This window comes from Achromobacter veterisilvae (assembly GCF_900496975.1).
Classification (GTDB): Bacteria; Pseudomonadota; Gammaproteobacteria; order Burkholderiales; family Burkholderiaceae_B; genus Achromobacter; species Achromobacter veterisilvae.
In genome coordinates this window covers 59705-85021 of the sequence record NZ_UFQC01000027.1, presented here as the reverse complement: position 1 = coordinate 85021, position 25317 = coordinate 59705, and the positions used below count along the sequence as shown (strand labels likewise).

The window sequence follows — 25317 nt, the reverse complement described above, 5'->3', positions numbered from 1 at the left end:
CGCTGGCCGGCGCGGGCGCGCTGGCGGCCGGCGGTCTCGCCGTCGGCCTGCGCTGGCAGGGCCCGGCCGGCTTCGAACAGGCGCTGGCCACCGCGCACGGCCAGCGCCGGACCGTGGCCCTCCCCGACCGGACGTCGATCGACCTGAACACCGACAGCCGGGCCGTGGTGCGCTATTACGCCGACCGCCGCGAGGTCGATCTCGAGGCGGGCGAGGCCAGTTTCTCCGTGTCCGCCGACGCGTCGCGCCCCTTCGTCGTGCGCGCCGGACTGGCGGCCGTGCGCGTGACGGGCACGCGCTTCAATGTCCGCAGGCGGGAGGACGCCACCGAAGTCTCGGTCAGCTCGGGCTCGGTCGAAGTCCGGGCCGCCGGCTGGGCGTTCTGGCGCCGCGAAACGCTGGGGCCGGGCCAGGGCCTGCTCGCCACCCGCGACGGGCTGACGCCGGCGGCCGCCGTCGACGTGGCTGCCGCCACGGCGTGGCGCGAAGGCCGGATCGTTTTCAACAACACGCCCCTGCCCCAGGCCGTGGCCGAACTCAACCGCTACGCGCCCTTCGTCATCCGGCTGGATGGCGCCCGCCTGGCGCGGGTGAGGGTCGCGGGGACCTTGAACGTGGACTCTCCGAGCACCCTGCTGGAGCTGCTGCCCCGTATCGCGCCCGTGCGCGTCCAGGCCGAAGGGCAAGGACGCTATGTGCTGACGCCCACCCCGTAGTTTCAATTTGTTTCAATTTTTCCCGACGGGATCTTCAGGGTTTCCGGCCGTTCCGCACTCGTTACCCATGAGTGCCGGCTTGAATCGCAAGCCGCGGCAAACCCGTTGGAACAACCTCCCATGACCTTCCTGCCTTCCCGCAACCGCCGCCAGCCGGCGCGCGCACGCTTCCTGCTGGGACGCCTGTCCCTCGCCCTGCTTTCCTTGACGGCGGCCCCCGCCGCCACCTTGGCTGCCGACGCCGCCATGGTGATCAATTCCGCCCGCCAGCCGCTGCACGAAGCCCTGGTGGAATTGGGACGGCAAACGTCCATGGAACTGCTTTACGACCCCGCGCTCGTCGCCGGCAAGACCGCGCCGCCCGTGGCCGGGCGGCTCACCCCGCAGCAGGCGCTGGACCGCCTGCTGGCCGGCAGCGGCCTGATCGCCGTCGTGGAGAACGGCAAGGCCGTGATCGAGCGCGAACCGGACAATCTGGACGCGGCCACGCTCTCGGCCATCACCGTGACCGCCCGCCGCGCCGAAGACGGCACCACCGAAGGCACCGGCTCCTACACCAGCCGCGTCACCAGCACCGCGTCCAAGACCGACCTGGCCTTCCGCGAGGTGCCGCAGTCCGTGTCGGTGGTGACGCGGCAGCAGATCGACGACGAGCACCTCACCAGCGTCAGCGACGCGCTGGCCCACGCGGCCGGCATCACGGTGCAGCGCGCGGCCTACAACTCCTACAATTTCTTTTCGCGCGGCTTCCAGATCACCAGCATGCAGATCGACGGCGGCGCCCCCCTGGCGCTGGGCGCGTACACCTACGATGGCGCGCAGGACCTGGCGTTCTACGATCGCGTCGAAGTCATGCGCGGCGCGTCGGGCCTGCTGGGCGGCATGGGCGACCCCGGCGGCATCATCAACCTGGTGCGCAAGCGCCCCTTGGCCGAGTACCAGTTGACCATGGAAGCGTCGGCGGGAAGCTGGGACAATTACCGCAGCATGATCGACGCCACCGGCCCGCTCGGCTTCGACGGCCGCCTTCGCGGCCGCGCCGTGGCGGTGTACGGCAACAGCGATTCCTACCTGGACGACCGGCACAGCGAATCCCCGATGCTCTACGGCGTGCTGGAAGCGGATCTAACGCGCGACACGCTGCTGACGGTCGGCGGCAGCTACACCAAGACGCGCGAACGCGGCTATGGCAGCGGCCTGCCGCGCTATGCCGACGGCAGCGACATCGGCCTGTCGCGTTCGGCCAGCCTGACCCAGCCCTGGGCACTGGCGACCGGCGAAAACAAGCAGATCTTCGCGCAACTGGAGCAACGCTTCCTCGACCGCTGGAAGCTCAAGCTCAACTACACGCAAGAGCGCCGCAACATGCGCTCGACCACGGCCTTCGGCTATGGCGCCATCGATCCCGCCGACGGTTCGGGCTCGAGCTGGGGCGGCGGCCGCTACGTCATGGACAACGAGCAAACCGTGTTCGACGCCAATCTCAGCGGCAGCTTCGACCTGTTCGGGCAAAGCCACGAGATCCTGCTCGGCGCCGACTGGCAACGCGCCGAAGGCAGATGGAACACCGGCAAGCCGGCGGACAACTGGCAGGTTCCGGTCAACGTGTTCGACCGCAACGCCTGGAATCCGGACCTGAACGTGCCGCTCACCCTGCGCTATGACCCCTGGGGCCAGGAGCAGAAAGGCATCTATGGCGTGCTGCGCATCAACCCGACTTCGCGCCTGCACCTGATCGCCGGCGCGCGCATGAGCCGCTACAAGTTCTTCCAGAGCGTGTCCGACCGGCCCGATGGCGCGTCCGCCTGGGAAGTGTCGTCGCGCACCGATTATGAAGAACCCACCAAGACCACGCCGTACGGCGGAATCATCTACGACCTCAACGACAGTTGGTCCGTCTATGCCAGCTATTCCACCATCCATAAACCCCAGGGCCTGCTGAAGTCCGGCCCCCCGCCCGGCTCTTCCCTGACCGCCATCAAGGGCAAGAGCTACGAGGCGGGGCTCAAGGGCGAGCTGATGGATGGCCGCCTGAACGCCACGCTGAGCCTGTTCAACGTCGAACGCACCGGCACCGGCGTGGTCGACCCGCGCTACCCGGAATCCAGCGACCCCTGGGCCGGCAACTGCTGCTACCAGGCGCAGGGCAAGGTCGTGAGCCGCGGCGTGGACCTGGAAATCGGCGGCGAAGTCACGCCGGGCTGGGAGGTCGCCCTGGGCTACACCTTCAACAATTCCAAGGACAAGAGCGAAGGCACCGTTTTCAGCACGGTCACTCCGCGCCATCTGTTCAAACTCTCCACCGCCTACACGCTGCCCGGTTCGCTGTCGCGCTGGCGCGTCGGCGGCAATGCCGTCGTGCAGAGTTCCACCTTCGTGTCCGGGGCGGTCTATGCGCCGAACGGCGACGCCACCCCGTACAAGTTCGCCCAATCCGGCTACGCCGTGGTCGGCCTGATGGCGCAATACCGTTTCGACCCAAGCTGGTCCCTGACGCTCAATGCCAACAACCTATTCGACAAGGTCTACTACGAGCGCGTGGGCGACGCGGCCGGCGGCAACTGGTATGGCGCGCCGCGCAACTGGATGCTGACGCTGCGCGGCACTTATTGAAGAGCCGAAGGCCGGCGGCGACGCAATCCGGTCTTCAGTCGCCCAACAACCGCACGGTCTGCGGGTTGTAGCCGGCATAGGCCCCGCAGGACACATGGGGCCGCGCGGAAGGCGGCAGCCCCGTGGCGCGGATCGCGAGTTCGTCCCTGCGTGAACGGATCTCCTGGTAGCGCTCGGCGGCCACCGTTCCATCGGGCAGGAAGTACAGGCGCACGCGCACCAAGCCCGCGCCGGAGTCGGCCTTGCCGGCCTTGCCGAAGGCGGGCACGGCCACCGCCGCTTCGCGCCAGGCTCCCGGCTCTTCCAAGGTCTGCCAGCGTATGCGCACCGGCTGGTCCAGGTCGAGCAGCACCGGACTGCCGCCATGGGACAGATGGCAGGGATGCCCCAACAGGCTGCCCGCGGCATCGCCGCCCATATCGTATGCCTGGCCGTTGATCTCCACCCTGGCCATCGTCTCGGGCGTGTAGTTGGCCATGCCGAAAATCGCCAGCCCGGGAATGCGCGCCGACTCCATCGCCTGCTCGGTCATCAGCGAAAAGCGGGCGATGCCCGGCGCCACTTCGACGCGGTCGGCGTAATGGAAATACTGGTACACCAGCAGCCCGGCCTCGCCGTAGGCATACGCGGAGGGCAGTTTCCCCAGATCGGGATACGGCAGGCGGCGCAGCGGCAAGGAGGCGCCGGGCGCGCCCGCCTGGTCCAGGTAGACATAGCGCGCGGCCGCTTCCTTCAGGCGCGCGCCGTCATAGGGAAACACGCCCTTGGCCAAGGCGTCCGGCCCCGGATAGCGGCGGAACCTGGAGAAATTGCGATTGTCGGCCGACGCGGGCTCCATGTAGGGAGACGCGCCGGAAGCCGCGGAAGCCTCGCGGGTATCCAGCCAGATCGTGCGGCCGCTCAGGTTGACGTGCGTCTCGGCGATCGCGGGGTGCGACTCGCGAAAACTGTCCCACTGGCTCTTCCGGATGGATTCGCTGACCGGAACGATCAGCGCGGCCAGCAGCGTGGGGACGAACATCAGCGCATGGACGTGCCCCGGCACGTTCCTGCGGTCCCGCGCCAGGTACACGATCCAGGTCACCGCCAGCAAGATGGCCAGCGGTCCGCCGAACATGACCGCGTAGGCCGCCAGCGCCGCCGCGCCCCAGCCCAGGCCCTTGCTGCTCACGGCCGCGACGCCCAGGAAGGCCAGCAGGCCCGCCAACAGGAAGGAAATGACTATGCCAAACCAATAATCCCTGGTCTTCTTCACTCTACGTTTCCCTGCGCAGCGGCACTCGCGCTCGCGCACCGCGCGACGAGCTTCCGCGAAAACGCCATTGAAGCATGCCGCCGCGCGCACAGCCCCGCTACGCTGAATGCGCCGCCGCCAGGCGCAGCGGCGGCGCCTTTTGCGCAGGCATGACGGCCCGTTCCTTGCCTGCCTGCGTATGGAACACGCCGATAGTGTCGACCATGGAGCTAGACTCGGCGCCAAGATGCTGGGCAACGCCGGCCAATTCCTCCACCAGCGAGGCGTTCTTGTGCACCAGGTTCTCCATTTTGGCGACCGCCGCGCTGATGGTGTCGACCCCGGCCGCCTGCTCGCCCGAAGCATGGGCGATCTCGGCCATGAACTGGCTGACCCGATCGACGGACTGGATGATCTCTTGCATGGCGGTCCCCGCCGTGCTGGCCTGGCTCGACCCCACGGACATCTGGGTCACCGACGTGTCGATCAGCGTCTTGATCTCCTTCGCCGCCTGCGTCGTGCGCTGGGCCAGGCTGCGCACTTCCCCCGCGACGACGGCGAACCCCTTGCCCTGATCGCCGGCCCTCGCGGCCTCGACCGCGGCGTTGAGCGCAAGGATATTGGTCTGGAAGGCGATGCCTTCGATGACGGAGACGATCTCCGCTATCTTCCTGGACCCTTCATTGATCGCCTGCATCGTCGAGACCATCTGGCCGACCGTCTCGCCGCCCTGCGTCGCGGCAGTCTGGCTTTCCCTGGCCAGCGCCGAGGCGGACGCCGCGCTCTCCGTATTGCGCGCAACGGTAGCGGCCAGTTGCGCCACGCTGGCGGCGGTGTCCTGCAGCGAATCGCGTTGGTCGCTGGTGTGGCTTGCCAAGTCGCTGCTGTCCGCGTGCAGTTTGGCGATGGTGCCGGCATGGCGGGTCGTTTGGGAAGCGACCTCGGTGGAAATGCCTGTCAGGCTCTTGCGCATGATATCCAGGTAGAAGTACAGATTGCGCGCTTCCCCTTTAATATCCGTATCGATTTCATTGACGAGATTCCCCGCGGCGATCTGCCTCGCCACTTCCTCGGCTGTTCTCAGTTGCTTGACGAAACGCCCGGCCCGCATCGCCGAGGCCAGCATGGCCGCCAGCGCACAGCCCCCGTACACGGCCCACCAGGCCGGACGCGAAACGTCTTCGCGGGCGGAAAGCAGGAGATGGGTGGGTATCGCCGCCAGCGCGCACAGCAGCGCGGTGCCGCGCAGCGTGGCTGGCACGATGCCGCTGCGCAGCGGATAGGCCGCGGCGCGCAGCCACTTCCTCCAGCCGACGGCGGTTCGCTGGCCGGCCTGCAGCGCATAGCCGCCGAGCTGCCCGGCGGCCACCTGGGCGTAAAAATGCTCCGCATCTTCTATTTGCTGGCGCGAGGCCTTGATGCGCACCGAGGCGTAGCCCGTGACCTCGCCGGCCTCTATGACCGGCATCGCGTTCGCCAGCACCCAATAGAAACCGCCGGACTTGTGCCTGTTCTTCACCACCGCCAGCCACGGCCTGCCCGCGTTCAGGGTGTCCCACATATCCTCGAACACCGCGGGCGGCATATCCGGATGGCGGACGATATTGTGGGCTTTTCCCAGCAGCTCTTCCCGCGTGAAACCGCTGATTTCCACGAATGCGGGATTGCAGTATGTGATGCGTCCCTTTAAATCTGTCTTCGAGATCAGATATTGATCGTCATGCAGTACGAACTCATGGTCGGTAATCGGGAGATTCACTCGCATGGCGCATGCCTCTCTTTCAGTGGGGAGCCGGATGCAATTCGAAGATTGCATTTTGTCTGCATATGAAATATCTGATAACGCCGCATTGTCCAGAGGGTTTCCACGGATGTGGCGTCTTTGTCACGAAATGGCCGCGGTCCTTTCTCTTTTCGATAACCCAGCTTCTCCACTGACGGCTTTTGGCCCGGGCGGATCGGTACGTAAGATGCCCGTACGGTTGGCGCAAGGGGCGCCGCCAGGAATTCGGCGCGGTTCTCGGGGCCGGCCGGCAGATGGAACGTGTGATGAATCATTGGGAGCTTGGCGCCACGGAGATCGCCGCGGGCGTGCGATCGGGAGATTTCAGCGCCGAAGAGGTCGCCCGCAGCGCCCTGGCGCGATTGGAATCGGTGAACCCGGCGCTGAATGCGATCGTGGATTTTCAGGCCGAGCGGGTGTTGGCCGCGGCGCGCGCGGTGGACAGCGCGCGGGTGGCGGGACGCGGCGCGGGTGTGCTGGCCGGCGTGCCGGTGACGATCAAGGTCGTGGCGGACGAGGCCGGCTTCGCGACCACGAACGGATTGCGCTTGCAGCGCGATCAGATAGCCACGGAAGACAACCCGCTGGTGTCGCATTTCAAGGCGGCGGGGGCCGTGCCCCTGGGCCGGACGAACACGCCGTCGTTTTCACTGCGCTGGTTCACGAGCAATCGTCTGTACGGTTCAACGCGCAATCCGCATCGCGCGGGCTTGACGCCTGGCGGATCCTCGGGCGGCGCCAGCGCCGCGGTCGCGGCGGGCCTGGGCGCCATCGGCCACGGGACCGACATCGCCGGCTCGGTGCGCTATCCGGCCTATGCCTGTGGCGTGCACGGCCTGCGCCCGACCCCGGGCCGGATCAGCTATTTCAATGCGAGTTCGCCAGTGCGCGGCATCGGACAGCAGTTCATGTCGGTGTCCGGCCCCATCGCCCGCAGCGTGGCCGATCTTCGGCTGGCGCTGGAGGTGATGGCGCAAGGCGACGCGCGCGATCCGGTGTGGGTGCCGGCGCCTTTGCGCGGACCGGCGGCGCCTCGCCTTGCGGCCTTGTGCACGCATCCGGCGGGAATGGATACGGACCCGCGCGTGGTGCGCGCACTGGAAGAAGCCGCGCAGCGTCTGCGCGATCGCGGCTGGCGGGTAAGCCGCGTGGACGACGTGCCGCCGTTGCGCGAGGCTGCTATTGAGCATGTGTATCTATGGATGGGCGACGGCTTCGACAGCCGTTGGGCCAAGGCGTTGAAAGAAGAGGATCCGGGCGCGCTGGCGGCCTTGGCGGGGCAGCGCAAGCAAGTGGCCGGCATGGACGCCGCCACGTTCTCGGACGCGCTGACGCGCCGCATGACGATGTTGCGCGAGTGGCAGCTTTTCTTCGAGGACTACCCGGTGCTGCTGATGCCCGTGTCCGGCGAACTGCCTTTTCCCGATGAACTGGACATGGGGGACGAGGCGGCGTACCGGCGCGTCTGGGAAGCGCAAGTCCCGCTGATGGGAACGGCGTTCGTGGGAGTGCCCGGGGTGTCCGTGGCAACGGGCGTGGAGGACGGCGTGCCGGTGGGCGTACAGGTGGTCGCGGGGCGATTCCGGGAGGACCTGTGCCTGGACGCGGCCGCCGATATCGAGGCCGACGGTTTCAAGCCACGCGTGGTGGATCCGGCGTTCTAGCCATTGTTGGTTTTTCTGTAAACACAATATCAGGGGAAAGAAATGTCTCAAGCTTTGGGCCGCTGGGCCCTGGCGTTCGCCGTCGCGAGCGCGAGTTTCTGTGCGATGGCCGCCGACGCGACGCCATGGCCGACCAAGCCGGTCCGCATCCTGGTGGGCTTTCCTCCGGGGAATTCGACCGACATCAGCGCGCGCCTGATGGCCAGCGACCTGGAGAAGGCGACGGGCCAGCCCTTCGTGGTGGAAAACCGTCCCGGCGCGGGCGGCACGATCGCCATCGATCTGGCCGCGCGCTCGGGCAAGGAGGGCGAGACGGTGCTCTTTACCTCGACCGGCCCTTTCGCGATCGGGCCGCATATCTACAAAGAACTGAAATCCAAGCCCCTGAGCGATTTCGCGCCGGTGGCCATGGTGGGCCGCGCGCCGCTCTTGCTGGTGGTGGCGGCCGACTCTCCGTACAAGACCCTGGCCGACGTCGTCGAAGCGGGGCGGGATCCGAAAACGCCGCTGAATTACGCTTCCATCGGCAACGGGACGACGAATCATCTGGCGATGGAGTTGTTCAAGAACCGCACGGACACGCATTATTCGCATGTGCCCTACAAGGGTTCCGGTCCGGCGCTGACGGACTTGATCGGCGGACGCGTGCAACTGATGTTCGACAGCCCCGCGCCGCTCCTGCCGCTGATTCGCGACGGAAAACTGCGCGTGCTGGCGACCGGCGGCGCCGAGTCGTACAAGGAAACGCCCGAGGCGCCGACGATCGCCGCGACCTATCCGGGTTTCGAGGTGGGCACCTGGACGATGTTCGCTTTCCCCGCGGGCACGCCGGATGCCATCGTGCAGAAGATGAATGCCGCGGTCATGCCTTTGCTCAGCAACCCGGCACTGGCCGAGAAATCCAGGACCGCCGGCATCGAACTCTTCGAGCCGCAGACCGCGGCGCAGGCCGGAGAACGCTACGCGCAGGACTTCAAGCGCTGGGGCGAGGCCGTGAAGAGCGCCAACCTGGACATCAACTGATCGACTTCCCATGGCGGCGCGCGCCGCCCGGTGGAGCGGCTGTTCCGCTCCTGCTTGTCTGTTTTCACTCATTCATCATGGCACAACACACATCGAGCGGATCTTCGGGCGCCGCGCTGGATACGCATCTGATTCCGGGCTCCAGCCTGGTCGAGCCGGTCATCGTGAGCGGCGCCGCTTGCGAGGTCGTGGACGAGGCTGGCAACACCTACCTCGATCTGGAAGCCGGCCCTGGCGTGAATTCCGTGGGCCATTGCCATCCCAAGGTGGTCAAGGCCATCCAGGACCAGGCCACGCGGCTGCTGCAAGGCCCCGGGCGCAATCACAGCCGCGTGACCTCGGAACTGGCCGCGCGCATCACCCGCGAAAGCGATGGCCGCCTGTCGCGGGTGTTCTTCACCAATAGCGGCGCGGAGTCGAACGACGGCGCGATCAAGCTGGCTTTCAAGCACGCGACCAACACCGGCAAGAAAGGCTACGGCGTGCTCGCCATGGAGCATAGCTTCCATGGCCGCACCTCGCTGGCATTGAGCCTGACGGGCAACGCGGCGCGCAAGAAGGGCTTTGGCCCCTATGCCGCCCTGCCGGGGGTCGTGCATGTGAGCGCGCCCTATTGCTATCGCTGCCCTTATTCTTCGCACAACAAGAACAACGACGGCGGTTGCGGCCTGAAGTGCGCCGACGCGATCGAGGATGCGATCAAGGTCCGCATGCAGTCCGCGCCGGCCGTGCTGATCTCGGAGTCCATTCTTTGCGTCGGCGGCGTTCTCACGCCGCCCAAACACTACTGGCCGCGCGTGCAGGACATCTGCCGCAAGCACGGCATCACGCTCGTCATCGACGAGGTGTTCGCCGGCTGGGGCCGCACGGGCAAGACCTTTGGCTATCAGCACTGGGACGTGCAGCCCGATATCGTGACTTTCGCCAAGGCCATTGGCGGGGGGGTGCCCATCGGCGGCTTCATGGCGACCGAGACCCTGGGCACGGCGTTCGAGGAAGGCGATCATTTCACGACCTTCGGCTCGAACAACCAGATCGGGATGGCGGCCGGGCACGCGGTGCTGGACATCCTCGAAGAGGAAAGGCTGGCGGACAACGCGCGCGTCTGCGGCGAATACTTCCTCGAGGGATTCAAGCGCCTGGCCGGCAAGTACGAAGTCATCGGCGACGTGCGCGGAATCGGCCTGATGATAGGCGTGGAACTGGTGAAGAACCGTGAAACCCGCGAGCCCTATCCTGAACTCGTCAAGGCCATGCATGCGGCCTTGCGCGAACGGAAACTGCTGATCTCGACCACGGGCACCTACGCTTCAACGCTGCGTATCACGCCGCCCCTGGTGATCACCCGTGAACAGGTAGACCACGCGCTGCGTATTTTTGACGAAACCTTTGCGGCTCTGGGCCGCGTGTGAGGGCATGATGTCGAAGCTGTTGATAGCCGGCCGATGGGTGGCCGGCGACCATTCCGAAGTCCTGACCGATTGCTATAGCGGCCAGCCCTATGGCGAGATGGGGGTCGCCTCGGCGCGGCAAGTGGACGAAGCCGTGGGCGCGGCGGCGCAGGCCGCCCGCCGCATCCGCCTGTCGCCCGACGAACGCTACCGCATCCTGATGCGCGCGGCCGACCTGATGCAGGCGCGCAAGGACAAACTGCTGGACACCCTGGTGTCCGAGACAGGCTTCCCGCGCGGCGACGGCGAGAACGAGGTGCGCCGCTGCGTGCAGACCTTGCAGCTCTCGGCCGAGGAGGCGCGCCGCCTGGTGGGCGACATCGTGCCGATGGAAGCCACGCCGGGGCTGAAGAACCGCATGGGCTATACCGTGCTCGTGCCGCGCGGGGTGGTCTGCGCGATCACGCCCTACAACTCCCCCTTGAACGTGGTGGCCCACAAGGTGGCGCCGGCCCTGGCCGGCGGCAACGTGGTGGTGCTCAAGCCCTCGGAGCTGACGCCGCTGAGCGCAGTGGCCTTGTGCCAGATCCTGATCGACGCGGGCTTGCCGCCGGAGTGCATCAGCCTGCTGCACGGCCCGGGCGCGGCCATCGGCCGCGCTCTTCTGGACGACAGCCGCATCCAGTTCTATACCTTCACGGGCAGCACGCGGGTGGGCCGCGAGATCCAGCAGGCCGCCGGCTTGCGCGGGACGCAACTTGAACTGGGCAGTATCGCCAGCACCATCGTGCTGGCCGACGCGGATCAAGCGCTGGCGGTGGGCAAGATCGTGGCCGCGGGCTTTCGCAAGGCCGGCCAGGTCTGCACCTCGGTGCAGCGCGTGCTGATCCAGCGGCCCATCTACGAAGCCTTCCTGGAAAAGCTCGTCGAGGCTACGCGCAAGGTACCCTACGGAGATCCGCGCCAGCCGGAGACAGTGGTGGGCCCCATGATCACCGTGCAGCAGGCGGAACGCGCCGAGCAATGGCTGGCCGAGGCCGTGCGGGGAGGCGCCCGCGTGCTGGTGGGCGGCAAGCGCGAGCGCGCGGTGTTCGCCCCGACCATCCTGGCCGATGCGCCGCCGGACGCGCGGGTGGTGTGCGAAGAAGTGTTCGCGCCGATTATCGTGGCCATTCCCGTCGATACCGTCGAGCAGGCCTATGAGCGGGCCAACGACACGCCGTACGGCCTGGCCGCCGGCCTGTTCACGCGGGATCTCTCGGTGGCGATGCAGGCCGGGGTGAATCTGCAGTTCGGTGGTGTCCATATCAACGAGACTTCCAGTTCGCGCGTGGACGTCATGCCGTTTGGCGGCGTGAAGGACAGCGGCTTCGGCCGCGAAGGCCCGCGGTACGCGGTGCGCGAGATGATGGAAGAGCGCCTGGTGACGATCGCTTTCTGATCGCGGCGCGGTGTGGGCGGGCGTCCGGGCGGCGCCCGCCTTCTTTGCAAGGAGCACACATGTTGTCCGAAGCAGCGCGCGGCGTCAGCCATGTTGAATTTCGCGGCGTGTCCAAGACCTACGATGGCCGGAGCTATTCGGTCAGGGACCTGGACCTGGCCGTAAGAAAAAATGAGTTCCTCACTTTCCTGGGGCCTTCGGGATCGGGCAAGACCACCTCCCTGATGATGCTGGCCGGCTTCGAGACGCCCACCTCGGGCGACATCCTGATAGCCGACAAGCCGGTCACGCACGCGGCGCCCCACAAGCGCAATATCGGCGTCGTATTCCAGAACTATGCCTTGTTCCCCCACATGAACGTGGCCGAGAACCTGGCTTTCCCGCTGACCGTGCGCAAGTACCCCCGAAGCGATATCAAGAACAAGGTGGATCGCGCCCTGGACATGGTGCGCCTGGGCGCCTTCGCCGAACGCCGGCCGGCGCAGTTGTCGGGCGGCCAGCAACAGCGCGTGGCGCTGGCGCGGGCCCTGATCTTCGACCCGGTCCTGGTGCTCATGGACGAGCCTCTGGGTGCCCTGGACAAGTATCTGCGCGAGAAATTGCAGTACGAAATCAAGCGGATCCACGCGGAACTGGGGGTGACCATCATCTACGTCACCCACGACCAGTCCGAGGCCTTGACCATGTCGGACCGGATCGCCGTGTTCGACGAGGGCCGTATCCAGCAGTTGGCCTCGCCCGCCGATCTCTATGAGCGGCCCGCCAGCGCCTTCGTAGCCAGCTTCATCGGCGAGAACAACCTGATAGAGGGCACGGTGCTGGAGGCCGCCGCCGGCCTCTCGGTGCACCGCAGCGCCTGCGGCGCCACATTGCGCGCGCGCCACGCCGGAGACTTCCCGGCGGGCAGGCCCAGCATCCTGTCGGTGCGGCCGGAGAAGGTCAGCCTCATGCCGCAGCCCGGCGCCTGCGACAACGTGCTGGACGTGAAACTCGAGCAGTACATGTACCACGGCGACCATCTGCGCGCCGTGTTCCGGCTGGCCGGCGGCGGCACGATGATGTGCAAGGTGCCCGACGCCAGGCCGCTGGGCCAGGCGCGCCCCGGCGACGTGCTGCGGGTGGGCTGGAAATCCGACGATTGTTTTGCCTTTCCCGCGACGCGGGCATCCTGACGTATCACACCAACACAACAGGGGAAAAAAATGAAAGCAGGAAAGTACATCGCAATACTGGCGGCCTCGCTGGCACTGGGCGCGCAGGTCCAGGCGCAGGAGCTGAACATCACGGCCTGGGGCGGAAGTTCGCAGGCCGCGCAGAAAAAGGTCTTCTACGAACCCTTCTCGGCCAAGACCGGCATCAAGATCACCGAGGACTCCTGGTCGGGCGGACTGGGCATCCTGCGCACCAAGGTGCAGGGCGGCAACGCCAACTGGGACGTGGTCCAGGTCGAGGCCGACGAAATGGTGCTTGGCTGCGACGAAGGCCTGTTCGAACCGCTGGACTGGGCCCGGATCGGCAAGCGCGAGGACTACATCGCGGGCGCGGCCACCGATTGCGGCGTGGGAGCGGTTGTGTGGACCACCGGCCTGGCCTATGACGGCAACCGCCTGAAGGAAGGTCCGCGCAGTTGGACGGACTTCTGGGACCTGAAGAAATTCCCGGGCAAGCGCGCCATGCGCAAAGGGCCGAAGTACACGCTGGAGTTCGCCCTGCTGGCCGATGGCGTGGCGCGCGACGAGGTCTACAAAGTGCTCGCGACCCCGCAGGGCGTGGACCGCGCCTTCCGCAAGCTGGATGAAATCAAGTCCAGCATCGTCTGGTGGAGCGCCGGGGCGCAAGGGCCGCAACTGATCGCGGCGGGCGATGTCTCCATGGGCGCCATCTACGTCAGCCGCGCCATTTCCGCCAATCGCGCGGAACACACCAATTTCAAGGTCGTCTGGCCGGGCAGCATCTACGCCATCGACTACTACGTCGTGCTCAAGGGCAGCAAGCACCAGGAAGAGGCGACCCGCTACCTCGCCTACGCCACGTCGGCCGATATCCAGAAAGCCTATCCCGCGCTGGGCAACCAGGGCATCACCAATATCCGCGCCAACACCCTGGTCGATGCCGAAGTCCTGAAGGACCTGCCCACCAATCCCGCGAACCAGTCGCAGGCCGTCGCGCTGGAGGCGGAGTTCTGGGTGGAGAACATCGAGAAGCTGACGCAGCGCTTCAATGCCTGGGCCTCGCAGTAAGACGGGGCCCGAGGGGAACATCATGCAAACCGCCGCCGTCTTGCGGGCCGCGCCGGGCGACGAGGAGCGGGCCTTGCGCCAGGGCCTGCGCCGCGCCGAACGCCGCCGCCACTGGCTGGCCTTCGGGCTGGCCGCGCCGCTCCTGTTGTTCTTGTTGGTGAACTTCGTGCTGCCCATCTTCCTGATCCTGAAGATGAGCGTCGACGACCGCGAGTTCGCCCGCGCCGCGCCCGGCGTGGTGGCGGCGCTGGCGCATTGGGAGGCGGACACGCCCGTGCCCGAGGCGGCCGCCCGCGCGTGGATAGACGATTTGCGGGCAGCCCGGGGCACGCCGGCCCTGAACGCGATCGCCAACCGCCTGAACCAGGATACCAGCGGTTATCGCAGCCTGGTCATGACCACCGCCCGGCGCCTCGCCCAGGCCCCGCCGGGGAACGCCACGCAGGCCTTGGCCGGCATTTCGGAACAATGGCGCGGTCCGGAGGTATGGCAGGCCATCCAGCGCGCCAGCGGGCCGCTGTCGGCGATGTACCTGCTGGGCGCCATGGACCTGCATCGCGCGGGAGACGGCGCCATCGAGCGGGTGCCGAAGGACGAGGCGGTTTTCCTGACGGTGTTCCAGCGGACCTTCGGCATCAGCCTGGTGGTCACACTGTGTTGCCTGGTGCTGGGCTATCCGGTGGCCTACCTGCTGGCCACCGCCAGGCCGCGCGTGGCCAGCGTGATGATGCTGGCGGTGCTGATTCCCTTCTGGACCGCGCTGCTGGTGCGCACCTCCGCCTGGGTGGTGCTTCTGCAGCGCGACGGCGTGGTGAACCAGCTATTGCAATGGCTGGGCCTCATCGACCATCCGCTGACGCTGGTCTTTAACCGTACCGGTACTTACATCGCCCTGGTGCACGTCTTGCTGCCCTTCATGATTCTGCCCATCTATAGCCTGATGACGGGGATACGCAAGCACACCGTGCGCGCCGCCATTTCTCTGGGCGCAAGCCCGCTGACGGCATTCTGGCGGGTGTACTTCCCGCAGACCCTGCCAGGCGTGGCCAGCGGCTGTCTGCTGGTCTTCGTGACGGCGATCGGCTTTTACATCACGCCGGCGCTGATCGGCGGAGCGGGCGACCAGATGATCGGCTACTTTATCGCGCACTTCATTACCGAGACGGCCAATTGGTCCATGGGTGCGGCGTTGGGCGGCCTGTTGCTGCTCATCACCTGCGTCGTGCTGGCCGCGCTGGCCTGGACGAAAACCCGCCAGCGCGCCGCGCGCTGACGCGGCGCGCGTATTGGAGATTCCACATGGATACGTTCCAGAGCGCCAGCCCCCTGGATAGAAGCTGCCGGCTGGGTTTGCGAGTGGCCTGCGCCGCCATCCTGCTGTTTCTCATCCTGCCGGTGCTGGTCATTATTCCGCTTTCCTTCAATGGCGGGTCTTTCCTGACTTTCCCGCTGGAGGGGATATCCCTGCGTTGGTACCGGCAGTTGTTCGCCTCGGAAAACTGGATGACGGCGATACGCAACAGCTTCCTGATCGCGATCGCCACCACGGCGCTGGCCACGGCCCTGGGGACGATGGCGGCCATCGGCATGCAGCGCCTGCCCGGCAAGCTCAAGATGGCCATGCAGATGTTCATCACCTCGCCCGTGATCGTGCCGGTGATCATCAGCGCGACCGCGTTGTATTTCCTCTATGCGCCCATCGGGCTGAACAACAGCCTGCCGGGGCTGGTGCTGTCGCACACGGTGTTGGCCGTCCCCTTCGTGGTAATAACCGTGGCCGCCACGCTCGAAGGCTTCGACATGAACCTGATGCGGGCGGCGGCCAGTTCCGGCGCTCCGCCCGTGCTGGCCTTTCGGCGCATCATGTTGCCGCTCATCGCGCCTGGCGTGATATCGGGCGGCCTGTTCGCTTTCGCCGTGTCTTTCGACGATATCGTCATGGCGATTTTCCTCGCCGGCCCCAGGCAACGCACCATCCCGCTGCAAATGTTCAACGGGGTGCGCGAGGAGATCAACCCGACCATCGCGGCGGCGGCCACGATACTGGTGATCCTGTCCATCCTCTTGCTTTCGGCGGTGGAGTATCTCAAGCACCGCGCCAGGCGCATGAACGCCAGCGGCCTGGAAGGCCACCAGGCCTGAGGCCCGGCGTCAGGCGCGCGGCTCGCCGCGCGCCAGGTAGGACACCAGCAGCTCGACCGCCTTGGGCTGCTGGTCTTTCTGCTTGATGCAGACCTTGTACTCGCGGTGCGCCCAGGGTTCATCCAGTTCCACGATGGACAGGGGCTGGCGCGCGGCCATGCGCCGCGCGAAGCCCAGCGGCACCACGCCCACGCCCAGGCCTTCGGCGGCCATGTTGCAGACGGCCTCGAAGCCGGCCACGCGGATGCGGGCCTGCAACGGCACGCCGATCTTGGCGGCCTCGGTGCGCAGCAATTGCTGCACGAAGCTATTGGGTTCCTGTTCGATCACGGCGTGCCCGGCCAGTTGCGACAGGCGCACGCTGCAGGCTTCGGTCAGCGGATGCTGGGGGTTGACCACCAGCACCAGCAGATCGCGGTAGCGGCAGGGGAAGACCTGCAGGCCGGGTTCGGTCACCGTCCCCAGCAGTACGCCGATGTCGGCGGATTCTTCGAACACGGCGCGCTGGATGCTGGGGCTGAGTCCCCCGACCAGATCGATGAAGATCTTGGGGTGCTGTTCCGAGAAGTCCTTGACGATGCCGGGAAAGAAATCGGTCAGCGTCGATTCGCTGACCATGAGCCGGACCTGGCCGCGTTCGCCCTCGGCATAGCTGCCCAGTTCGTCTTCCATCTCGGCCATGGCCCGCAGCAGGCGGCGCGCATGCCGCAGCAGCGCCTGTCCGGCCTCGGTGGGCACCACGCCTTGGCGCTGGCGCACCAGCAGGGGCGTGCGCAGCATGGCTTCGAGATCGTGGATGCGTTTGCTGACGGCCGAAGTGGCGATGAATTCGGCCTGAGCCGCGCGAGCGATACCGCCGTGCTCGACCACGCCCACGAAGAGACGCAAGGTCATCAGGTCCAGACGCGCCGCCAGGCTGCGCGAAGGCGCCGAGACGGGCGGATCGGCGGGACGATCATTCATAGGGTTTCGACAGGTTGCGACGCAATGGTCCGGGGCAGGACCTGATTGTATGAAGGATTGCGTCGTAGCCGCGCGGCCGATGCCGAGCGTTTTCCCTAGTATTCCCGCGATACCGTGTTCAAGCGCGCCGATTGCGGCCAAGCCCCTGGAACGCACGCAGGCAGCGTGAGGCTGAACCTGCGTGCGCAGCATCGCCCCGATGGTCACCGCAAGGGCGAGTAGTCCGTCGGGCTGAGGAAGAAATTCTCGATCCGCTCCACGATGGGCCGTTCCGCCTCGCTGGCGGCGCGCTTGGCGATCCACTCGGCATCGGCCTGGAAGGCATTCCATTTGCGCTCGCGCTCCGCCAGGCTTTCCCATTGCAGCATATAGGTCAGGGCGTGATTGCTCGGGCCGGCCAGCGTGGTCCAGAACCCCAGGGGCTGGATACCGTGCTTATCGAAAAAGCCCAGCGTCGTCGCGCGGAATCGCTCGTGAAGCGCCGGCAAGCGCCCGGGCAGGCAGTGGTAGATGCGTGTTTCGATGATCATTGCGCCTCCGTTGCGCAGTTTTCCGCGCGGGCGTAATCGGTCTCGGGCAGCGCTTCCTGCCAATCGGCCTTGCCCAGCGATATGGCCAGGTGCGCCATGAAGGTGTCGGAGGCGGCGCCGTGCCAATGACGCTCATGAGGCCGTATCCACACCACATCGCCCTGGCGGATTTCCTGGGGCGCTTCGCCTTCGACACAGACCCAGCCTCGGCCCGAGGTCACGTGCAGGACCTGCCCGTGCTCATGCGTGTGCCAGAAAGTGCGCGCCCCCGGGGAAAAGAAAACATGGTTGATGCCGACATTTTCCGCCGGAGGCATGACCGGATCGGCCCAGACCACCCCGGTGAATGTCGCGCCGCGCCGCTCGGAAGGCTTGCCCTGGTCCCGCCCATGAAAAACTTGCATGAAAGCTCCTTGGTTCAAACGGTTTTCAGACGGACGCCGCCCGACACGTCGCCGATGGCGTCCACCACGCGATTGCTGATCTGGTCGCCGTAGCCCAGCGTCGCGGCCAGGCCGAAGCAGGCCGCCGGGCCGGCCGCGTTCAGCGAGGCCACGCCCAGCTCGCGCACCATGTCCACATACAACATCACATCCTTGCTCATCAGCTTGCTGGTCAATCCACCTTCGAGGTAGTTGCCATCGACGATGAAGGGAAAGCGGTTGAGCGTGGCGAAGTTCACCCCGCTGCTGCTGTTGATCACGTCAAGCAGGCGATGCAGGTCCAGGCCGGCCTTCTTACCCGCCACCATGACCTCGGCGGTGGCCGCCAGGCTGACCGCGTTCAGAAAGTTGTTGAGCAGCTTGGTGGCATGCCCCGCGCCGCTGCCGCCCATGGCCACGACCTTGGCGCTGATGGGCGCGAACACCCAGCCTACGGCCTCGATGGCCTCGGGCGCCCCTCCCACCATCAGCGTCAGCGCGCCCTTCTCCGCCGCGGCCGCGCCGCCCGATATGCCGGCGTCGACATACTGCACGCCCTGCCCGGCGAAGCGCGCGTTCAGGCGCACCGTGGAACTGGCCGCGGCCGTGCTCAGGTCGACCACGATCTGGCCGTCCCGGCAGTGCTCCAGAATGCCGCCCGCGCCCTCCACCACGGACTCCACCACTTTGCTGTCGGGCAGCGACAGCAGGACCACGTCGGCGTATTCCATGACCTCGCGGATCGTCGCGGCCGCCTGGGCGCCGGCCGCGGCCGCGCGCGCCGGATCGCTGTCGTACCCGAGCACCGCGATGCCCGCGCCGGCCAGCCGCCGCGCCATCCTGCCGCCCATATTGCCCAGGCCGATAAAACCGGCACGTTTCCTGTCCATCTGCGTTCTCCTTCGCCCCCGGCCGCCCGGGCGCTAGTAACCCAGGACGGTCATCGCCCCGTCCACCTTGAGCGTGATGCCGGCCACCGTCGCGCTGGACGCCGATGCCAGGAACACCGCCGCCTCGGCCACATCGGCGCCGGTGGCCAGGCGGTTCAACGGCGTGCGGCGGCGGCGCGCGGCCCAACCTTCCTCGGAAATCACCGAACTCGCGCCCGGCGTGACGACGGGCCCCGGCGCCAGCGCATTGACGCGGATGCCGTGCCCGCCAAGCTCCGCGGCCTGTTGCCGGGTCAGGGCATCGAGCGCCCCCTTGATGGCGCTATAGACCCCCGCCCGGGAAATCGACACCGACACCGCCACCGACGACAGGTTGATGATCGCGCCGCCACCACGCGCGATCAGATGCGGAGTGGCCGCCTGTAGCGCCCATATCGCCCCCTTCAGGCCCACGTCCATCATCTTGCAGACTTCGTCTTCCGGCATGTCGACCAGGGGGGCATAGAAAAAATAGGCCGCGTTGTTGACCAGGATATCCAGGCCGCCCGACTCGCCCGCATAGACGTCGACCGCGCGCAGGACCTGCTTGCGGTCGCGCACATCGCAGGGCAGCGGCACCGCGCCCGGCACGTCGCGCGCGGCCTCGGCCAGCAATGCCTCGTCGATATCCAGCAGCCCTACCCTGGCACCCTCCCGCGCATAGGCCCGCGCTATCTCGCGGCCGATGCCGCCCGCGCCGCCGGTGACGATCGCCGCCTTGCCTTCCAGCACTCCCATGACGCCTCCTTTATCGCGATGGCCGTTACTTTCTGGCGCGGACCTTCACGCCCGCCCAGTCTTCGACCACGCGCGCCACGTCCGCATAGTCGGCGTCCCGGCCATGGATGGCGGTGGTCATCACCAGCATCTCGCGCACCGATGAACCCACCACCATGGGCACGCCGTGGCGCTCGGCTTCTTCCAGGCACAGACGCACGTCCTTGTGCGCCAGGCGCGCCGCGAAGCCCACATTGAAGGTGCCGGTCAGCACGGCCTTGGGGAACTTCTCCATCGTGGCCGAGTTGCGCCCGGATCCGGCGTTGATGACGTCGATCATGACGCTGGGATCCAGACCGGCCTTCACCCCCAGCGCCATGGCCTCGGAAGTGATCGCCACGGCGGTGGCCGACAGCAGGTTGTTGGCCAGCTTCATCACCTGGGCCTGCCCGGCTTCGGCGCCCAGATAGAAGAGTTTGCCGAAATGGCCCAGCACCTGAGCCAGCGCCTCGTAGCGCGCCGGCGGGCAGGCAACCATGATCGCCAGGGTGCCGCGCTCGGCGCCGGTCGGCCCGCCGCTGATCGGGGCATCCACGTACTCGATGCCCTGGGCGGCCAGCGTATCGAACGCGCGCCGCGCCGCCGCCGGCCCGATGGTCGACAGGTCCACCACGCACTTGGCCCGGCCCGCCCGCGCCAGCCCCTGTTCGCCCCCCAACACCTGCTCCACCGCCTTGCCATCGGGCAGGCTCAGGAAGACCACGTCGGCCGCGTCGCCCACGGCCCGCGCGCTGTCGTGGGCCACGGCGCCGCGGGCCGCCAGTTGCTGGCGCACGGCGGGATTGCTGTCGGCGACGTGCAGCGCGTAGCCGGCGTCGAGCAGGCGTCCCGCCATGGGGCCGCCCATATTGCCCAATCCGATGAAACCGTAAATCGTCTCGCTCATCTTTTGTCCTCGAAATATGCCGCTTGCGGCTGGGTTAGCGGGCCTGCAGGCCGATCTGCCTGGCCAGTTCGGCGAACTGTTTCTGATCGCGCTGCAGGACGCGGGCGAAGGTCTCGGGGCTGCGCTCCTCGGCCGAGGGAATCTGCGCGGCCAGGCTGTCGATGCGCGCGCGGAAGTCAGGCGACTGGACCGCCTCGGTCAAGGCCTGGGCCAGCTTGTCGACCACGGCCTTGGGCGTGCCCTGGGGCGCCACCAGGCCATTCCAGATCTGTAGATCGAACTGGGGCACGCCGCCCTCGGCGAAGGTCGGCACGTCGGGCATCTGCGGCAAGCGCTCTTTGGACGCCACGGCAATGGCCTTGATCTGCTTGCCCCGGTGCAAGGGCAGCATGGTGACCGTCTGGTCCAGCACCGACTGTATGGTGCCTCCCATCAGGTCGGTAATGGCCGGCCCCGATCCACGGTACTGCACCAGTTCGGCCTGCACGCCCGCCATCTGCAGGAACATCGCCTCGGCCAGATGAGCGGTGGTGCCGGGGCCGCCGGAGCCGAAGTTCAGTTTGAGCGCGCCGCTGCGCATGCCCGCCAGCATGGAGGGCAGATCCTGGATACCGCTCTGATTGCTCACGCTGAGCACCATGGGCACATTGGCGATGGTGCCCACGGCCGTCGTGTCCTTGACGATGTCCAGGCCGGCCTTGGGATACAGCAGGGGAATCAGCACCATGGACTGATTGCTGAACATCAAGGTGTAGCCGTCCGGCGCCGACCGCGTCAGCCGCTGAAATGCCAGCAGGCCGCCCGCGCCGGTGACGTTCTCCACCACGAAAGTGGTCTTGGTGGCCTTGCCCAGTTCGCTGGCGATCAAGCGGGCCAGCGCGTCCAGGCTGCCGCCGGGCGCGACCCCCACCATGATGGTGACGGACTTCGACGGGAAGCTCTCCTGGGCCATGGCCGCGTGGCCCGCTCCCAGGCAAAAGGCTATTCCGGCAAGCGCGGATGCGATGCGTCGTTTCATGTTGTCTCCTCTGTGGGGCGGCCTTTGCGGCTTTGTGCCTCGGTTGAAAAAGCGGTTCAGCGCCGGCTCAGCAATCCCGCCAGCGCGCGGACGGAGCCGGCCTTGTCCAAATGCGCGATGGCCTCCAGGCAGGCCTCGGTCGTCCCCGCGGGCAAACCGGCCAGCGGGAAAAGCCGCAGGAACTTGGCCTCCACGTCGCGCCAATCGATGCCGCGCGCGCCGGAGCCGCGCGGCGCCCGGCAAGTGGCGCGATGCACCGCGCCGTCCTGCATGTGTATCGTGACCGTGCCGCCATGCCGGTGCGGAAAGCGATCCGGCAGGGGCGGCGGTTCGGGATCGAATTCGACCTTGTCCTGCAGCGCGGCGATCACCGGGTCGGCCATCGTGGCCACGTCCATATGCCGCCAGCCGAAGCCATCGTCGGCAATCGACGCCGCCACGAAATAAGGCAGGCTGTGCGCCGCGTCGACCAGGTTGCGCGGATGGGGTTCGCCCTTGAAATTGGTCCACTGCACGGCCGCCGACACCACGATGCGCGCAACGTCGCCGGGGCGAACGGCGCCGGCGCGCGCGGCCTCGGCCGCGGCTTCGGCGCTTGCATGAAAGGGGTGCGCGCCCGGCATGAGCTTGATGGCCAGGTCGGTCACGATGTCCCAGGAAGCGCCCCAATCGCGCACGATGTCCTCCCGCGACTGCCCGCCCAAGGCATCGAGCAGGCCGCGCGGCTGCTCCAGCACGCCCAGCTCCCCTTCGAATCCCCGCTGCGCCGCGAGCGCGGCGCGTATGCCGGCGCTTGCCGCCTGGCCGGCGTGATATTCCCGCGCGCAACTGGTGTCGGCCGCGATGGCCATGCCGCTGGCCGAGGTGGCCGAGAGCGCGATGGCATGGGCCAGGCGCGGCGCGTCCAGGCGCAAAAGCAGGCCCGCCGCCACGCAGGCGCCGAACACCGTGGACCACGACCCGTGAAACCCCCGCTGCATGCGGCCCGGCGTCAAGGACTCGTCGATGCGACCGGCGACTTCATAACCCAGCACCATGGCCGCCAGCACATCCCTGCCGCTTGCGCCCTCGCGCTCGCCCACGGCCAGCGCCACGCTGGAGACAATGGTACCGATGTGCGCGATGCTGCGCATATCGCTGTCATCGGACGCCGCCGCATCGCTGGCCGCCGCATTGGCGCGCGCGGCGCTGGCCAGCGGCAGGCGGGTACCGTCAAACCACAGGCCTGCCGCCGGCGCGCCGCCGTCGGCCAGCTCGATCTCGCGGATGATGCGGGCCGATTCGATGCCATAGCCCATGGCGGCGCTGGCCAGGGTGCTGGCCAGACTCATCTTGGCGTGCTCGATGGCGAGCGCCGGCAGGACATCGGCGGACGTGGACAAGACGAAGTCAGCCAGTTGACGCGCCAAGGGGCGCGCCACGGAGGGGGATTGCACAATAGCTTCCTTGATGAGTGCGTTGCGCCGGCATCACTGCGCGGCCGTTCCCAGTTCCTTGAGGACGGGGATCCATTTGGCGAGGTCCTGGCGCACCAGGGCCTCGAAATCCGCGGGCTTGGGAATGGGCATATCGGGCAAGGTAAAGCCCTGGCCGATCAACTTCTCGCGCAGCGCGGCCTGGCCCATGACCTTGTCCAGGGCCGCATACAGGCGCGTCGAAACGTCGGCCGGCAACCCCGCCGGACCGACCAGGCCCCACCAGAGCGTGACCGAATAGTCCTTCAGGCCGCTCTCCTGCAGCGTGGGAATCTCCGGCAGCAACGTGGAACGCCTGGGCCCGGTGACGGCGAGCGCCTTGAGCTTGCCCGCCCTCACCAGGCCGATGGCCGCCGGCAGGTTGTACAAGCCCATGTCCACGTCGCCGCTGATGATGGCGCTCAGGCCCTGGGGCGCGCCGGTATAGGGCACGTGCATGAGCGGCTTGTCCAGGTATTGCGACACCGTGGCGCCGGCAATGTGGTGGCTGGTTCCCACACCGCTGGAGGAATACCGGAAAGTCTCCGGCGGCTTGGCCTTGATATCGGCCAGCAAGGCGGGAGCGTCTTGATAAGGCGCCTTCTCGGCCACGACCAGCAGATTCTGCACATCGGCAATTTCGCTGATGAAGCTGAAATCCTTGATCGAGTCGTAGCCGGGCGCCTTATAGAGCACCTGGTTGTTGACGAAAGTCCCCTGCGCGGCGATGCCCAGGGTATAGCCGTCCGGCTTGGCGCGCGCGATATCCATCGTGCCGATGGTGCCGCCCGCGCCGGCCTTGTTGTCCACCACCAGCGGCTGGCCCAGCTCATCGGCCAGGGCCGAAGCCACTACGCGCGACAGCGTATCGGCCGCGCTGCCCGCCGCGAAAGGCACGATAAGCCGGATGGAACGTTCGGGATAGGCCGCCTCGGCGCCCGCACTCCAGAACGCCGCACAAAAAAAGGGCAGCAATGCGCAGACGCCTGCCTTGCGCCGGTAAAACCCGCTCATTTCGTCTCCTCCTTGCCGGGATACGACACGACATCGCAGCCCAACACTTGATTTAGTTTTGTCAGACAAGGCAGACTGTAGGCGCCTTCTCCTTCTGCGTCTGTCGAAACTTATTCTTTGACCATTGAGTTGATTTCAACAATGCACAAACTCAGAAACCGCCTTGGCCCGCTCCGGGTGCTGGATGCCGTGTACCGGGGCGGCGGCGTCGGCCGGGCCGCCGAACTCCTGCATGTCACCCCCGGTGCCGTGAGCCACCAACTGCGCCGGCTGGAAAGCGAACTGGGTGTGCAACTGGTGCAGAAAGACGGCCGCGACATCGCCTTCACCGCGGTCGGCACCGAACTGGCGCTACAGGCCGCCGAACTCTTCGATCAGTTGGAGGGAGTGCTGGCCAAGGCGGCCGAAGCGGGCGCCAATCGCCGCATCCGCGTCAAGGTCATCCCCAGCTTCGCCATCAAATGGCTCATGCCCCGGCTGGGCTCGCTGTACGTGCGGCATGGCGACATCGACATCGAAGTCGCCACCGTCGCGCGAGCCGATGACACCGACCTGCACAATGCCGACTTCGTCGTGCGTTGCGGCGCCGGCGACTGGCCGGGCCTGCGCGCCGACCTGCTGTTTCCCGATGAACTGGTGCTGGCCTGCTCGCCCGCGCTGGCCGAGCGCCTGCACCGCCCCGAAGACGTGCTGGGCGAAACCTTGCTCAAATCCATGATCGCCCCCGATTGCTGGGACCGCTGGCTACTGTCCGCGGGCCTGGCCGCAAGCGGCGACACCCGTTTCATTCCGCTGGCCAACGCCGTCCTGTGCCTGCAGGCCGCGGCCGAAGGCCTGGGGATCGCGGTCACCCAGCGCGCCTACATCACCCAGGACTTCGCCACCGGCCAACTGGTCCAGCCCCTGGCCCATACCGCGCGCAGCAGCAATGGCTACTACCTGGTCAGCAACCCCGCGCGCGCCAGCGGCGCGCCCTTCAGCATTTTTTCCGATTGGCTGATCAGCGTGAAGTAGCGGCGAAAGACCGTTCGAATGCACTCGATAATGAGAATTATTGTTAATATTCGCGCTTTCCCC

Annotated in this window: 22 protein-coding genes; 11 read left to right on the top strand and 11 right to left on the bottom strand. The window is 66.9% G+C overall.

The features are described from left to right. Positions 1 to 716 (top strand): FecR family protein (locus tag AVE30378_RS22405; RefSeq protein ID WP_129243470.1); only part of this gene is annotated, 716 nt, incomplete at its 5' end. 120 nt (positions 717 to 836) lie between these two features. Next, a complete protein-coding gene (locus AVE30378_RS22400) occupies positions 837 to 3329 on the top strand; it encodes a TonB-dependent siderophore receptor (RefSeq protein WP_129243467.1) in 2493 nt (830 codons plus the stop codon). A 34-nt stretch (positions 3330 to 3363) separates the two neighbouring features. Here AVE30378_RS22400 and AVE30378_RS22395 read toward each other — a convergent pair whose 3' ends face one another. Continuing rightward, on the bottom strand, positions 3364 to 4584 hold the full coding sequence (locus tag AVE30378_RS22395; protein WP_129243464.1) for a hypothetical protein: 1221 nt from the start codon (positions 4582 to 4584) through the stop codon (positions 3364 to 3366). A 97-nt stretch (positions 4585 to 4681) separates the two neighbouring features. Then, positions 4682 to 6328, bottom strand: coding sequence for a methyl-accepting chemotaxis protein (locus AVE30378_RS22390; protein WP_129243461.1), 1647 nt, complete (start codon positions 6326 to 6328; stop codon positions 4682 to 4684). Between the two features lie 284 nt (positions 6329 to 6612). Between AVE30378_RS22390 and AVE30378_RS22385 the strand changes: the two genes are divergently transcribed. The 8 genes from AVE30378_RS22385 to AVE30378_RS22350 all read left to right on the top strand — a co-directional run bounded on the left by AVE30378_RS22385 (position 6613) and on the right by AVE30378_RS22350 (position 16247). Beyond that, complete coding sequence (locus tag AVE30378_RS22385) at positions 6613 to 8010, top strand: amidase family protein (protein ID WP_129243458.1); 1398 nt, start codon at positions 6613 to 6615, stop codon at positions 8008 to 8010. 42 nt (positions 8011 to 8052) lie between these two features. Further along, on the top strand, positions 8053 to 9033 hold the full coding sequence (locus AVE30378_RS22380) for a Bug family tripartite tricarboxylate transporter substrate binding protein (protein WP_129243455.1): 981 nt from the start codon (positions 8053 to 8055) through the stop codon (positions 9031 to 9033). A 77-nt stretch (positions 9034 to 9110) separates the two neighbouring features. Beyond that, the gene (locus AVE30378_RS22375) at positions 9111 to 10445 is read left to right on the top strand and encodes an aspartate aminotransferase family protein (protein WP_129243452.1); all 1335 of its coding nucleotides are present in this window, start codon (positions 9111 to 9113) and stop codon (positions 10443 to 10445) included. A 7-nt stretch (positions 10446 to 10452) separates the two neighbouring features. Next, positions 10453 to 11865 carry an aldehyde dehydrogenase family protein gene (locus AVE30378_RS22370; RefSeq protein WP_129243486.1) on the top strand — a complete coding sequence of 471 codons (1413 nt, stop codon included), beginning with the start codon at positions 10453 to 10455 and terminating at the stop codon, positions 11863 to 11865. Between the two features lie 59 nt (positions 11866 to 11924). Then, positions 11925 to 13037, top strand: coding sequence for an ABC transporter ATP-binding protein (locus tag AVE30378_RS22365; RefSeq protein WP_129243449.1), 1113 nt, complete (start codon positions 11925 to 11927; stop codon positions 13035 to 13037). A 30-nt stretch (positions 13038 to 13067) separates the two neighbouring features. Continuing rightward, complete coding sequence (locus tag AVE30378_RS22360) at positions 13068 to 14105, top strand: ABC transporter substrate-binding protein (RefSeq protein ID WP_129243446.1); 1038 nt, start codon at positions 13068 to 13070, stop codon at positions 14103 to 14105. 22 nt (positions 14106 to 14127) lie between these two features. Then, positions 14128 to 15378, top strand: coding sequence for an ABC transporter permease (locus AVE30378_RS22355; protein ID WP_129243443.1), 1251 nt, complete (start codon positions 14128 to 14130; stop codon positions 15376 to 15378). A gap of 26 nt (positions 15379 to 15404) precedes the next feature. Next, on the top strand, positions 15405 to 16247 hold the full coding sequence (locus tag AVE30378_RS22350; protein ID WP_129243440.1) for an ABC transporter permease: 843 nt from the start codon (positions 15405 to 15407) through the stop codon (positions 16245 to 16247). Between the two features lie 9 nt (positions 16248 to 16256). Here the strand turns inward: AVE30378_RS22350 and AVE30378_RS22345 are convergent, their stop codons facing one another. From AVE30378_RS22345 to AVE30378_RS22305, 9 genes are all read right to left on the bottom strand, one after another. Further along, a complete protein-coding gene (locus AVE30378_RS22345) occupies positions 16257 to 17210 on the bottom strand; it encodes a LysR family transcriptional regulator (RefSeq protein ID WP_165360269.1) in 954 nt (317 codons plus the stop codon). Between the two features lie 203 nt (positions 17211 to 17413). After that, positions 17414 to 17740, bottom strand: a complete 327-nt coding sequence (locus tag AVE30378_RS22340) for an NIPSNAP family protein (protein ID WP_129243434.1) — start codon at positions 17738 to 17740, stop codon at positions 17414 to 17416. Further along, the gene (locus AVE30378_RS22335) at positions 17737 to 18144 is read right to left on the bottom strand and encodes a cupin domain-containing protein (protein ID WP_129243431.1); all 408 of its coding nucleotides are present in this window, start codon (positions 18142 to 18144) and stop codon (positions 17737 to 17739) included. Before AVE30378_RS22335 ends, AVE30378_RS22340 begins: the two co-directional genes overlap by 4 nt. 14 nt (positions 18145 to 18158) lie before the next feature. After that, complete coding sequence (locus tag AVE30378_RS22330; protein ID WP_129243428.1) at positions 18159 to 19052, bottom strand: NAD(P)-dependent oxidoreductase; 894 nt, start codon at positions 19050 to 19052, stop codon at positions 18159 to 18161. 33 nt (positions 19053 to 19085) lie between these two features. After that, a complete protein-coding gene (locus AVE30378_RS22325; protein WP_129243425.1) occupies positions 19086 to 19829 on the bottom strand; it encodes an SDR family NAD(P)-dependent oxidoreductase in 744 nt (247 codons plus the stop codon). A gap of 25 nt (positions 19830 to 19854) precedes the next feature. After that, on the bottom strand, positions 19855 to 20754 hold the full coding sequence (locus AVE30378_RS22320) for an NAD(P)-dependent oxidoreductase (protein WP_129243422.1): 900 nt from the start codon (positions 20752 to 20754) through the stop codon (positions 19855 to 19857). Positions 20755 to 20788: 34 nt separating this feature from the next. After that, the gene (locus AVE30378_RS22315; protein ID WP_129243420.1) at positions 20789 to 21772 is read right to left on the bottom strand and encodes a Bug family tripartite tricarboxylate transporter substrate binding protein; all 984 of its coding nucleotides are present in this window, start codon (positions 21770 to 21772) and stop codon (positions 20789 to 20791) included. A 56-nt stretch (positions 21773 to 21828) separates the two neighbouring features. Then, complete coding sequence (locus AVE30378_RS22310) at positions 21829 to 23208, bottom strand: MmgE/PrpD family protein (RefSeq protein ID WP_165360268.1); 1380 nt, start codon at positions 23206 to 23208, stop codon at positions 21829 to 21831. Between the two features lie 33 nt (positions 23209 to 23241). Then, positions 23242 to 24240 (bottom strand): Bug family tripartite tricarboxylate transporter substrate binding protein, encoded by a 999-nt coding sequence (locus AVE30378_RS22305; protein ID WP_129243414.1) that lies wholly within the window; start codon positions 24238 to 24240, stop codon positions 23242 to 23244. A 141-nt stretch (positions 24241 to 24381) separates the two neighbouring features. Here AVE30378_RS22305 and AVE30378_RS22300 point away from each other — a divergent pair, with 141 nt between their 5' ends. Continuing rightward, positions 24382 to 25254 carry a LysR substrate-binding domain-containing protein gene (locus AVE30378_RS22300; protein ID WP_129243411.1) on the top strand — a complete coding sequence of 291 codons (873 nt, stop codon included), beginning with the start codon at positions 24382 to 24384 and terminating at the stop codon, positions 25252 to 25254. Positions 25255 to 25317: the final 63 nt, after the last annotated feature.

Bases quoted from the DNA above. Each gene is read 5' to 3' on its own strand.
- AVE30378_RS22400 (WP_129243467.1), top strand. From the start codon at position 837: ATGACCTTCCTGCCTTCCCGCAACCGCCGCCAGCCGGCGCGCGCACGC.
- AVE30378_RS22390 (WP_129243461.1), bottom strand. From the start codon at position 6,328: ATGCGAGTGAATCTCCCGATTACCGACCATGAGTTCGTACTGCATGAC.
- AVE30378_RS22385 (WP_129243458.1), top strand. From the start codon at position 6,613: ATGAATCATTGGGAGCTTGGCGCCACGGAGATCGCCGCGGGCGTGCGA.
- AVE30378_RS22380 (WP_129243455.1), top strand. From the start codon at position 8,053: ATGTCTCAAGCTTTGGGCCGCTGGGCCCTGGCGTTCGCCGTCGCGAGC.
- AVE30378_RS22375 (WP_129243452.1), top strand. From the start codon at position 9,111: ATGGCACAACACACATCGAGCGGATCTTCGGGCGCCGCGCTGGATACG.
- AVE30378_RS22370 (WP_129243486.1), top strand. From the start codon at position 10,453: ATGTCGAAGCTGTTGATAGCCGGCCGATGGGTGGCCGGCGACCATTCC.
- AVE30378_RS22365 (WP_129243449.1), top strand. From the start codon at position 11,925: ATGTTGTCCGAAGCAGCGCGCGGCGTCAGCCATGTTGAATTTCGCGGC.
- AVE30378_RS22360 (WP_129243446.1), top strand. From the start codon at position 13,068: ATGAAAGCAGGAAAGTACATCGCAATACTGGCGGCCTCGCTGGCACTG.
- AVE30378_RS22355 (WP_129243443.1), top strand. From the start codon at position 14,128: ATGCAAACCGCCGCCGTCTTGCGGGCCGCGCCGGGCGACGAGGAGCGG.
- AVE30378_RS22350 (WP_129243440.1), top strand. From the start codon at position 15,405: ATGGATACGTTCCAGAGCGCCAGCCCCCTGGATAGAAGCTGCCGGCTG.
- AVE30378_RS22345 (WP_165360269.1), bottom strand. From the start codon at position 17,210: ATGAATGATCGTCCCGCCGATCCGCCCGTCTCGGCGCCTTCGCGCAGC.
- AVE30378_RS22340 (WP_129243434.1), bottom strand. From the start codon at position 17,740: ATGATCATCGAAACACGCATCTACCACTGCCTGCCCGGGCGCTTGCCG.
- AVE30378_RS22335 (WP_129243431.1), bottom strand. From the start codon at position 18,144: ATGCAAGTTTTTCATGGGCGGGACCAGGGCAAGCCTTCCGAGCGGCGC.
- AVE30378_RS22330 (WP_129243428.1), bottom strand. From the start codon at position 19,052: ATGGACAGGAAACGTGCCGGTTTTATCGGCCTGGGCAATATGGGCGGC.
- AVE30378_RS22325 (WP_129243425.1), bottom strand. From the start codon at position 19,829: ATGGGAGTGCTGGAAGGCAAGGCGGCGATCGTCACCGGCGGCGCGGGC.
- AVE30378_RS22320 (WP_129243422.1), bottom strand. From the start codon at position 20,754: ATGAGCGAGACGATTTACGGTTTCATCGGATTGGGCAATATGGGCGGC.
- AVE30378_RS22315 (WP_129243420.1), bottom strand. From the start codon at position 21,772: ATGAAACGACGCATCGCATCCGCGCTTGCCGGAATAGCCTTTTGCCTG.
- AVE30378_RS22305 (WP_129243414.1), bottom strand. From the start codon at position 24,240: ATGAGCGGGTTTTACCGGCGCAAGGCAGGCGTCTGCGCATTGCTGCCC.
- AVE30378_RS22300 (WP_129243411.1), top strand. From the start codon at position 24,382: ATGCACAAACTCAGAAACCGCCTTGGCCCGCTCCGGGTGCTGGATGCC.